The 10,922-nt window shown below is 65.6% G+C and carries 10 protein-coding genes; 1 reads left to right on the top strand and 9 read right to left on the bottom strand.

What is annotated here, in order from left to right; translation table 11 throughout:
- Positions 1–45 precede the first annotated feature (45 nt).
- The 9 genes from ACESY8_RS12725 to ACESY8_RS12685 all read right to left on the bottom strand — a co-directional run bounded on the left by ACESY8_RS12725 (position 46) and on the right by ACESY8_RS12685 (position 9,571).
- The gene (locus ACESY8_RS12725) at positions 46–171 is read right to left on the bottom strand and encodes a hypothetical protein (RefSeq protein ID WP_007488932.1); all 126 of its coding nucleotides are present in this window, start codon (positions 169–171) and stop codon (positions 46–48) included.
- Positions 172–237: 66 nt separating this feature from the next.
- Positions 238–867: a peptidoglycan recognition protein family protein gene (locus ACESY8_RS12720; RefSeq protein ID WP_021630099.1), complete on the bottom strand. Its 630-nt coding sequence runs from the start codon at positions 865–867 to the stop codon at positions 238–240.
- Positions 868–1,017: 150 nt separating this feature from the next.
- Complete coding sequence (locus ACESY8_RS12715) at positions 1,018–1,527, bottom strand: O-acetyl-ADP-ribose deacetylase (RefSeq protein WP_007488935.1); 510 nt, start codon at positions 1,525–1,527, stop codon at positions 1,018–1,020.
- On the bottom strand, positions 1,514–3,460 hold the full coding sequence (ftsH, locus tag ACESY8_RS12710) for an ATP-dependent zinc metalloprotease FtsH (protein ID WP_140402445.1): 1,947 nt from the start codon (positions 3,458–3,460) through the stop codon (positions 1,514–1,516). Before ftsH ends, ACESY8_RS12715 begins: the two co-directional genes overlap by 14 nt.
- Before the next feature lie 47 nt (positions 3,461–3,507).
- Entirely contained in the window at positions 3,508–4,065 is a 558-nt protein-coding gene (gene hpt, locus ACESY8_RS12705; protein ID WP_007488939.1) for a hypoxanthine phosphoribosyltransferase, read from the bottom strand.
- Positions 4,066–4,074: 9 nt separating this feature from the next.
- Positions 4,075–5,445: a tRNA lysidine(34) synthetase TilS gene (gene tilS / locus ACESY8_RS12700; RefSeq protein WP_054339418.1), complete on the bottom strand. Its 1,371-nt coding sequence runs from the start codon at positions 5,443–5,445 to the stop codon at positions 4,075–4,077.
- A gap of 77 nt (positions 5,446–5,522) precedes the next feature.
- Positions 5,523–6,875 (bottom strand): replicative DNA helicase, encoded by a 1,353-nt coding sequence (dnaB, locus tag ACESY8_RS12695; RefSeq protein ID WP_434307814.1) that lies wholly within the window; start codon positions 6,873–6,875, stop codon positions 5,523–5,525.
- Between the two features lie 161 nt (positions 6,876–7,036).
- On the bottom strand, positions 7,037–7,483 hold the full coding sequence (rplI, locus tag ACESY8_RS12690; protein ID WP_007488943.1) for a 50S ribosomal protein L9: 447 nt from the start codon (positions 7,481–7,483) through the stop codon (positions 7,037–7,039).
- Between the two features lie 93 nt (positions 7,484–7,576).
- Positions 7,577–9,571 carry a DHH family phosphoesterase gene (locus ACESY8_RS12685; protein WP_498794762.1) on the bottom strand — a complete coding sequence of 665 codons (1,995 nt, stop codon included), beginning with the start codon at positions 9,569–9,571 and terminating at the stop codon, positions 7,577–7,579.
- Positions 9,572–9,780: 209 nt separating this feature from the next.
- Between ACESY8_RS12685 and ACESY8_RS12680 the strand changes: the two genes are divergently transcribed.
- Positions 9,781–10,845 carry a branched-chain amino acid aminotransferase gene (locus ACESY8_RS12680; protein ID WP_054339417.1) on the top strand — a complete coding sequence of 355 codons (1,065 nt, stop codon included), beginning with the start codon at positions 9,781–9,783 and terminating at the stop codon, positions 10,843–10,845.
- Positions 10,846–10,922 lie beyond the last annotated feature (77 nt).

The following is a 10,922-nucleotide window of genomic DNA, read 5'->3' as shown; positions in this document are numbered from 1 at the left end:
CCCCCCCCCCCCCCCCCCCCCCCCCCCCCGCCTGTTGTTTTGTCTCTATGCGGCGGAGTCCTGCTCCAGCTCCTCCAGCGCCTCCCACTCGGAGTCGGCGGAGAACCGGAAGCGGCCCATCTGGTCGTAAACCTCCACATGCCCGCGTACATAGCGAATCTCGTAATTCATTGGTCAGCGCTCCTTTCTGTCTCGTTGTGAGTACAGTATAAGAAATACGCCGTCCAATAAACAGGACTATTCCTCCAGGGCCCGCAAGAACCGCTCCCACTCCTCCGGGTGCTCCACAAAGGCTTTGGGGCAGAGCTTCCCCGTCACATCATAGTGGCGGATCACCTGGCTGGTGTCGAGGCCGTACTCCTCCATGAGCCAGCGGGTGAGACGCACCAGGGACTCATAGGTGGCAGAGGTGAATTCCCCGCTGTCGTCCGGGTGGCAGCACTCGATGGAGATCGTGTCGTCGTTGCGCTGGTTGGAGCAGTAGGCCACCTCGTTGAGCGGGACGTTCTGGAGCACCTCTCCGTCCAGCCCCACCAGGAAGTGGCTGGAGGCGTAGGTCTCCCCCGTCTGGGCCAGGTTGGTGAAAAAGCTGTGGTTCTGCGCCGCCGTGGTACCCGGGTTGCCCACGTAGTGGATGACGATGCCGTTGACCTCCTCCAGAGGCGTGCCAGGCCGGGAGAACTCGTTGAGGGGGAGCAGCTCCACCGTGATCCAGTCCGGCGTCTCCGGCAGGGGGCGCTCCCTGGGGGCGAAGGGGTCGATCCACTTGATGACCAGCAGCACCGCCACCAGGGCCAGCAGACACGGAATCAGCCGGGGCCGGTGCCTCACCCGCCGCCGGCGGCGTACCGGAGTCTCTACGGGCATGCTTCCCCCTCCTTTCCACAAATTTATCTCTATTATAGCAGGGTTTTGCTCCGCCGTCTTTTACGGTTTTCTTACGTTTTGCCTCCGCCCCCGCGGGATCTGCCCGGTCGGCCGGACAAAAAGCCCCCCGGCCGGCGCCGGGGGGCTGGTTTATGGTTCGCGGAGGGCCTGGTCGAAGGCCGCCTTGACCTCGGGCAGAAAGCAGACAAAGGTGACGGTCTCCAATGTGTTATCCTGCGCCGCAAAATCACGCACTGTATTCACCGCGATGGCGGCCGCCTCCGCCAGCGGGTAGCCGTACACCCCGGCGGAGATGGCGGGAAAGGCCACCGTCCGGCAGCCGTGCTCCACGGCCAGGGTCAGGCTGCTCCGGTAGCAGGAGGCCAGGAGCTCCGCCTCTCCGTGGCCGCCCCCCTTCCAGATGGGGCCGGGGGTGTGAATCACGTATTTTGCGGGCAATTTATAACCCTTTGTAATCTTAGCCTGCCCGGTCTCACAGCCGTGGAGGGTACGGCACTCGGCCAACAGCTCCGGGCCGGCCGCCCGGTGGATGGCTCCGTCCACACCGCCGCCCCCCAGCAGGGTACGGTTGGCGGCGTTGACAATGGCATCGACCTCAATCCGGGTGATGTCGCCCAGCACGCACTCAATCTGCGCCATGCTCCTCCTCCTCGCGGGCGTCCTGCTCCGCCTCGGCCTCCACAGCCTGATAGGCCGCCGGGGGCTGGAGCGCCGCCGGGTCGGTAAAGACCTGCTCGAAGGTCTTGGCGTCCATGTTCTCGTACTGGAGCAGATACTCCGCCACGATGTCCAGCTCCCTCCGGCGATGGGTGAGGATCTCCCCGCAGCGGGCGTAGGCCCCGTCCACCAGGGCCTTCACCTCCTCATCGATGAGGGCAGCCACCTCCTCGGAGTAGTTCTTGGTCTGGGCCATGGAGCGGCCGATGAATACCTCGTCGTGGCCGGAGTCGAAGACCACATTGCCCACCTTCCCGCTCATGCCGTAGCGGGTGACCATGTTGCGGGCGATGGCGCTGGCCTTTTGCAGGTCGTTGCCCGCGCCGGTGGAGATGTCCCCCAAAGCCAACTGCTCGGCGGCCCGGCCGCCCAGGCAGACGGCGATGCGCTCGGTGAGCTGCTGCCTGGTCTGGAAGGTCACGTCCTCCTGGGGCAGGGAGATGGTCATGCCGCCGGCCATGCCCCGGGGGATGATGGTGATCTCATGCACCGGGTCCTGGGTGGGCAGGTCGTGGATGACAATGGCGTGGCCCGCCTCGTGGTAGGCGGTGAGCTTCCGCTCCCGCTCGATGACCACCCGGCTCTTCTTCTCCGGCCCGGCGATCACCTTGATCACCGCCTCGTTGAGCTCGGCCATGCTGATGAAGCGGTGGTGTCTGCGGGCGGCCAGGAGGGCGGCCTCGTTCATCAGGTTCTCCAGATCGGCGCCGGTGAAACCGCCGGTGCCCTTGGCCAGCTCCGCCAGGGACACGTCGTCCCCCAGGGGCTTGTTGCGGGCATGGACCTTCAGGATGGCCTCCCGGCCCTTGATGTCGGGGTGTCCCACGTATACCTGCCGGTCGAAGCGGCCGGGGCGCAGGAGGGCGGGGTCCAGGATGTCCTGCCGGTTGGTGGCCGCCATGACCACCACGCCCTCATTGTTGCCGAAGCCGTCCATCTCCACCAGGAGCTGGTTGAGGGTCTGCTCCCGCTCGTCGTGGCCGCCGCCCAGGCCGGCGCCGCGCTGGCGGCCCACGGCGTCGATCTCGTCGATAAAGACGATGGCGGGGGCGTTCTTCTTGGCCTGGTCAAACAGGTCGCGGACGCGGGAGGCGCCCACGCCCACGTAGAGCTCCACAAAGTCGGAGCCGGAGATGGAGAGGAAGTGAACCCCCGCCTCGCCGGCCACGGCCTTGGCCAGCAGGGTCTTGCCGGTGCCCGGCGGGCCTACCAGCAGCACGCCCTTGGGGATGCGGGCCCCCAGCTCCAGAAACCGCTTGGGGTCCCGGAGGAACTCCACAATCTCCTGGAGCTCCCCCTTCTCCTCCTCGGCGCCGGCCACGTCCTCAAAGGTGACCTTCTTCTGCTCGTCGGCGCCGGTGCGGGTGCGGGCGCGGCCGAAGCGGGCGGTGCGATCCACACCGCCGCCGCCTCCTCCGCCCCCGCCGGCCCCGGCCTGGCGCAGGAACATGAAGTACCACAGCAGGCCGAACACCACCAGGATGACGATCCACGGGATAAAGCTCATCCAGTAGGGAGGCACCCAACCCTGGGGATAGTCGTAGTCGGTGATGATCCCCTGCCGCTTCTGTTCCACAATGAGGTCGTTAAAGTCCTGGTAGAACCAGTCCGGGTTGCCGATCTGATAGGTGAGCACACTCTGGCCGCCCTGGGGCTCCTTCAGGTACAGGGTCACGGTATTGTCCTCCAGGGAGACCCGGCTCACCATCTGCTGCTCCAGCAGCTGGCGCACCTGGGCATAGGTGACCTTCTCCTGATTCCCCATCCCGCCCCGGAGGGCAAAGATGGTCATCAGCAGAACCACGGCGATGAGCAGGTAAAAGCCCACATCGCGCAGGCTTCCGTTTCGTTTCAAACTGCGGACACGTCCTTTCCGGGCAGATTGGGCGCCTCAGGCGCCCGTTATTCCTCTCCTCCGTACACACAGGGCTTAAGAATGCCTATGTAGGGCAGGTTGCGGTATTTTTCCGCATAGTCCAGCCCGTAGCCCACCACAAAGTAGTCGGGGATGGTAAAGCCGGAGTAGTGCAGCTCCACCTCCTTGGTGCGGCGGGAGGGCTTATCCAGCAGGGTGCACAGCCGCACGGAGGCGGGGCTGCGGGCCTGGAGGAGCTGGAGCAGATAGCTCAGGGTGTTGCCGCTGTCCAGAATGTCCTCCACCACGATCACGTCGCGGCCCTCGATGTGCTCGCTGAGATCCTTGATGATCCTGACCTGCCCGGAGCTGGCCGTGCCCGCCCCATAGGAGGACACCGCCATGAAGTCCACGGTGCAGGGCAGGTGGATCTGGCGTACCAGATCCGCCATAAACACGAAGGAGCCCCGCAATACGCTGACCAGCAGGGGCTCCCTCCCTGCGTAGTCCCGGTCGATCTCGGCGGCGATCTCCGCCACCCGCCGGTGCAGCTCCTCCTCGGAAAAGAGCACCCGCTCCACGTCCTTGTCCAGCATGTGTTCCATACCTCTCCCTCACTCTTTCTTCCAGAATAACAGCTCATAGGCCGCCTGTCCAGGGACGGCCGTCCGGCTCTGCTCAGGCCCGAAGCCCGCCACCGCGGCCACGCCCCGACCGTCGGCCAGAACCGGAATCCGCTCCCGCTCCCGGCGGGGCACCTTTTCGTCAATAAACAGCTTTTTCAGCGTCTTGGTTCCACCCCGCCCGGGCAGTGTAACCGCGTCTCCCGTCTGCCGGGGGCGGAGCACCAGGGGACCCTCCAGCGCCCCCTGGGCCAGATACAGGGCCCCGGGCTTCCGCTCGCTCTCGTCCGGGCAGCGTACCGGGCGGCAGCGCACCCGCCAGGGCGTGCCCTCCACCTCGGTCTCACCGTCCAGGGCCAGAGGCGTGGGCAGAAAGGGGGGCAGGGGGGCGGACTGGGTGGTGAGCAGCAGCTCCCTGTATACCCGCTGAGCCAGCCGTCCGCCGGGCAGGAACACCACGGCGGAGGGGTCGTCTCCCCGGGCCAGCTCCACCACCGCCTTGAGGTGGGCGGCGGAGCAGTTAGTGCTGCCGTCCCCCATCATCTCCAGCAGGCGGCGCACCGCACGGGGGGCGATAGCCGCCGGGAGCTGGGCGATGTACCTGGCCTCGATCACCAGGTCGTCCTCCGCCCACCGGGCGTTCTGACAGGCTGCGGCGGCCTGGGCGTTCAGATAGTCGTTGTCGGTGCGCAGGTAGCCCATGGTCTCCGCCGCGCTCTCAGTGAGGCGGGGATTGAGCTGACGCAGCACCGGCACCACCTGGCGGCGGATGCGGTTGCGGGCGTAGCCCTCGTCGGTGTTGCTGCTGTCCTCCACGTGGGCCACGCCGTTGGCCTCCAGGTAGGCCACAATCTCCGCCCGGGAGGTGGTGAGCAGGGGGCGCACCACCACTCCCCGCCGGGGCGGGATACCCGCCAGGCCATGAAGCCCCGCCCCCCGCACCAGGTGGAGCAGCAGGGTCTCCAGGTTGTCGTCGGCGCTATGGGCGGTGGCGATGCGTCCACAGCCCATGGCGTCCGCCGCCCCCCGCAGGAATTCATAGCGCATCTGGCGGGCGGTCTCCTCCACCCCCAGGCCCCGGGCCCTGGCCTCATGGGCCACGTCGCCCGCACCAATGACGCAGGGGATGTCCTGCCCGGCGCACCACTCCGCCACAAAGGCGGCGTCCCGGTCGGATTCGGCCCCGCGCAGGTTGTGGTTGTAGTGGGCGGCCGCCACCCGGAAGCCCCCCTCTCCGGCCCAGGTGTGGAGCAGGTGAAGCAGGCACATGGAATCCGCACCGCCGGACACGGCGCACAGCACCGTGCCCCCCCGGGGGAGCATGTCGTATTCGGTTGTCAGGGCTTTGATGGTTTCCAGCATAAAGTCTCCTTTGCGGCGGGCGGATGTGGGCATCCGCCCCTACGTAGGGGGCGATGCCTACATCGCCCCATTCCGCGTCAATATTCGCTGTGCCTCCGGTCGATGGACGAGAAGGTGGTGTACTCGGGCAGCCACTGGAGCTCCACGGTGCGGGTCTCGCCGTGGCGGTTCTTGGCGATGATGCACTCGGCCAGGTTGTGGTTCTCGTCGCTGTCGTTGTAGTAGTCGTCCCGGTAGAGGAACATGACGATGTCGGCGTCCTGCTCGATGGCGCCCGACTCACGCAGGTCGGAGAGCATGGGCCGCTTGTCGGAGCGGCTCTCCGGGCCACGGGAGAGCTGGGACAGGCACACCACCGGCACGTTCAGCTCCTTGGCCATGATCTTCAGGGCGCGGGAGATGTCGGAGACGATCTGCTGGCGGTTGTCGCCGCTGCGGGTGGGCCCGCCGGCGGAGGTCATGAGCTGGAGGTAGTCTATGACCACCAGCCCCAGATTATCCACCCGGCGGCACTTGGCGTTCATATCGGCCACGGAGAGGGAGGGGTTGTCGTCGATTAAAATCTGCGTCTGGTTGAGGGCCGCCGAGGCGGCGGCGATCTTGGTCCAGTCCTCCTCCCCCAGCTTGCCTGTGACCAGCTTTTTGTTGTCCACAAAGCTCTCGCCGGAGATGAGGCGCATGGCCAGCTGCTCCCGGCTCATCTCCAGGGAGAAGAAGACCACCGTCTTGCCGGAGAACTTGCCCGCGTGGAGGAGCATGTTCAGGGCGAAGGAGGTCTTGCCCATGCCGGGGCGGGCGGCCAGGAGGACCAGATCGGACTTGTTCAGCCCCGAGATGGCCATATCCACGTCGGGCAGGCCGGTGGACAGGCCGGGTACCGCCGAGTCGCTGGCGGCCAGCTCGTTGAGCCGCTCGTACACATTGAGGATGACGCTGGAGATGTGGGCCAGACCCTGGGCGGACCGGCCCTGGCGGATGGCGTAGATGCGCTGCTCCGCCGCCTCCAGCACCTCCTGGGCGGTGCCGGTGCCCTCCTGCACCATGGCAGTCAGCTCTCCCGCCGTCTCGGCGATGCGCCGCAGCAGGGCCTTGTCCTTGACGATGGCCACGTACTCCTTCACGTTGGCCGCCGTGGGGGTGATCTCCATGAGCTGGAGGACGTAATTGCGGGAGGTGTTCTCGTCATACACCCCGTTCTGCTTCATGTGCTCCAGCACCGTCACCGGGTCGATGGTGAGGGAGAAGTTGAACATGGAGTAGATGGTCTCATAGATCTCCCGGTTGGTGCGCAGATAGAAGTCCTCCGGCCGGAGGGCCTCGATCACCTCGGGCACGCAGCGGGCGTCAATGAGCATGGAGCCGAGCACGGACTGTTCGGCCTCGGTGCTGTGGGGCATCTGCCGGGTCAAAAGCTCCTCTTCACTTGGCATGTTCCTCACCTCCGGGAGCGTAAAATGCGGGCGGGATAAAACACAAACGCCGCAGGGGCGACCCCTGTGAGCGCCCGCGGGGGGCCATAAAGGCCGCCCCTACCCAGGGCAGACCGGCTGAGCGTATACAGGGACGGCCTCTTTGCCCTCCCGTTCCCGGTTCAGGCCTCGGCCACGACCACCTTGAGGGTGCCGGTGACCTCGTACCCCAGCTTGACCTTCAGCTCATAGCCGCCGAAGGCCTTGATGGGCTCGTCCTGGACGATCTTGGTCTTGGGAATGGCAATGCCGTGCTGGGCCTGGAGGGCGTCGGCGATCTCCTTGCTGGTCACCGCGCCGAACAGCCGCCCGCCGTTGCCGCCCTTGGCCACCACCTTCACGGTCAGCTCCTTGAGCTTGGCGGCGGTGGCCTCGGCCTCCGCCTTCTCGGCGGCCTCCTGGGCCTTTTTGGCCTTCTCCTGCATCTTCATGGTGTTGACGTTCTCCGCCGTGGCGGGCACCGCCAGCTTCCGGGGCAGGAGAAAATTGCGGGCGTAGCCGTCGCTGGCCTCGATCATCTGGCCCTTCTTGCCCTGGCCCTTCACGTCCTGCTGCAAAATCACTTTCATTGGGATAACTTCCTTTCCAAATCTCAAAACTCACTAATAATAAATAAGGGAGGTAATATTCCCACACCCGCCGGCGGGGAGGGCGATGCCCCGTCACTCCTCCTCCAGATACGCGTCAATGGCCTGGAGGAGCATATCGTTGACCTCGTCCACCGTCTTGCCGGGCACCTGGGCGCCGGCGGTGGCGGCGTTGCCGCCGCCGCCCAGCTTCTCCAGCACCACCTGCACGTTCACGTCCCCCATGCTGCGGGCGGAGAGGATCACCCGGCCCTCCTGGTCGGGGAAGAGGACGAAGGAGGTGTCGATGCCCGAGATGTTGAGCAGCTCGTCGGCGGCCTGGGCGGCGGTGATGCGGCCCACGGTGTGGTCCACCTTGGCTACGGCAATGCCCTCATGGTACATTTTGGCGTTCTGAATAATGTCGTACTTGGCGATAGTGCCCTCCAGGTCGTTCTGGAACAGCTTCTTGACGTCGCCGGTGTCCGCACCCGAGCGGCGGAGAAAGGCGGCGGCCTCAAAGGTGCGGCTGCCGGTACGCATGGTAAACTGCTTGGTGTCCAGCACCATGCCGGCCAGCAGGGCCTCCGCCTCGGTCTTGAGCAGGTCGGCGGGCTCCAGCAGGTACTGGAGCAGCTCGGTGACCAGCTCGCTGGCGGAGGAGGCGTAGGGCTCGTGGAAATTGAGGGCCGCGTCAGCGATATAGGAGGAGGCCCGGCGGTGGTGGTCGATCACCGCCACCTTGTGCACCGCCTCCAGCAGATCCTGGCTCACCACCTGCTCGGGCCGGTTGGTGTCCACCACCACCAGCAGGCAGTTGGCGTCGGCCAGCAGGATGGCGTCCTGCTGGGAGAGGAACACGTCCTTGTACTCGCCCAGCCCCCCCAGCCGCTCGGACATCTCGCTGGCCGGGTTCTGCCCGGCCTCCTTGATGATGTGCACCGGCGCGCCCTTCTTCCGGGCCATGGCGCACACGCCGGCGGCGGCGCCGATGCAGTCCATGTCGGGGTACTTGTGGCCCATGACAAACACCCGGGAGGCGTCGGCCATCAGCTCGCCCAGGGCATTGGCCATGACCCGGCTCTTAACCTTGGTGCGCTTCTCCAGCTCCTTGGTGCGGCCGCCGTAGAACTCGAAGTTGAACTTGTTCTTGACCACCACCTGGTCGCCGCCCCGGCTCAGGGCCATCTCCACCGACAGGGCCGCGTACTGGAACAGCTCGGCCAGGGTGTCGGCGTCCTTGCCGACACCGATGGACAGGGTGGCCTGGATGCCCGAGGGGCTGACCACCTCCCGCACCGTCTCCAGGATGGAGAACTTGCCCTCCTGGAACTGGGCCAGGAACCGCTCCTCAAAGACAAAGAGGTAGCGGTCCCGCTCGTACCGGCAGAACAGCCCCTGGGCCGGGGCCACCCACTGGGCCAGCCGCTCGTCGATGCCGCTGCGCATAGCGGAGCGGGCGGAATCGGTGGCCCCCTTCATCAGCTCCTCATAGTTGTCCACGGTGAGAATCCCCACCACCGGCCGGGTGGAATAGTAGATGTCCCGCACCTGGGCGAAGTCGGTGACGTCCACCCAGTAGGTGGTGGCCAGGTAGCCCCGCCCGCCCTGATCCTCGGTGCGGACCAGGTGGCCGAAGACCAGGAAGCGCCGCTCCCCGAGGCGCACCTCGGTGGGGCACTCGGTTTTCCCCTCCATGAGCCAGCGGGAGGAGAAGTCAGGCACCGCCGCGGTGATTTTGGTGTCGAACAGGTGCTCCCGCTCGCCGGTGAGCTGGAGAAAGCGGTCGTTGGACCAGATGACCTCGTCGTTCTCCGGCCGGAAGATCACCATGGGCAGCGGGGCGTTGACCATGGTATCCTTGGTAGCCGTATCCATGTTGCAGGTGACGCTCTCGATGTATTTGATGATCTCCTTCTGCCTCTGGGCGTTGCTGCGCCGGAAGTAGAGGTAGAGCACCGCCACCACCGCCGCCTCGATCACCGCCACCGCCACGCTGAACAGGGCCGACACCGCGGCGAAGAGGAGCAGGAACACAAAGTAGAGCCGCAGGCTGGGCTCCAGCAGATTGGTCAGCTTGTTTTTCCGCATTGAGACACCTCCCAAGCAGGTCGTTCGGTGCAGAACACACATAATAAGAGATATTATTATATCAAAGGGCCGCCCCAAAAACAAGCCCGCTTGCCCTGGTTCTTGCCTTGTGATAGAATATTCCGGGTATTGTATCATGCTTTACATTCTTTTTTCCCCTGTACTGCCATACTTTTGGAAAACAAATGAACGATCGAGGAGGCATTCCCATGAAGGAATATCCCGTGCAGCGCGCCGCGGTGCTCAGGCCGAAGCCCGATCCCGACACGCTGGTCTTCGGCAAGACCTTTACCGACCATATGTTTATCATGGACTACACCGCCGGCCAGGGCTGGCACGACGGGCGCATCGTGCCCTACGGCCCCCTCGCCCTGGAGCCCTCCGCCATGGTGCTCCACTATGCCCAGGAGGTCTTTGAGGGCCTGAAGGCCTACCGCGGCCCCGACGGCGGGGTGCAGCTCTTCCGCCCCATGGAGAACGTCCGGCGCATCAACTCCTCCTGTGAGCGCATGTGCATCCCCCCCCTGCCGGAGGAGGACGCCCTGGCCGCCATTGAGCAGCTCGTGCGCCTGGAGACCGGCTGGGTGCCCTCCAAACCGGGCACCTCCCTGTATATCCGCCCCTTCATCATCGCCACCACTCCCTCCCTGGGCGTGCACGCCGCCCACGACTACCTGTTCTGCATCATCACCTGCCCGGTGGGCGCATACTACGCCGAGGGAATCAACCCGGTGAAGATCTATGTGGAGAACGAGGACGTCCGCGCCGTCAAGGGCGGCACCGGCTACACCAAGTGCGGCGGCAACTACGCCGCCTCCATCCGCGCCGGGGAGCGGGCGGAGCAGAACGGCTACGCCCAGGTGCTCTGGCTAGACGGCGTTCACCGGAAGTATATTGAGGAAGTGGGCTCCATGAACGTCATGTTCCAGGTGGGCGATACCGTGCTCACCCCGGAGCTCACCGGCTCGGTTCTGCCCGGCATCACCCGCAAGTCCTGCCTGGAGCTGCTGAAGTCCTGGGGGCTGAAGGTGGAGGAGCGGCTGATCACCGCCCAGGAGCTCTTTGACGCCGGGGCCGACGGCACGCTGAAAGAGGCCTGGGGCACCGGCACCGCCGCCGTCATCTCCCCCATCGGCGAGATGGGCTGGGAGGACCGGCACGTGGTGGTCAACGGCGGCAAGATCGGCCCCCTGGCCCAGCGCCTGTACGACACCCTCACCGGCATCCAGTGGGGTACCCGGCCCGATCCCTTCGGCTGGGTGGTCAAGCTCTGATTTTGCGTTTTTTCCCTTTCCATATAATTTCCATTCTAAAACGCCGTGGGGGGGGGGGGGGGGGGGGGGGGGGGGGG

The organism is Clostridium sp. ATCC BAA-442, from assembly GCF_964239415.1.
GTDB lineage: Bacteria > Bacillota > Clostridia > Oscillospirales > Oscillospiraceae > Flavonifractor > Flavonifractor plautii.
This window is presented reverse-complemented; position numbering and strand designations above follow the sequence as displayed.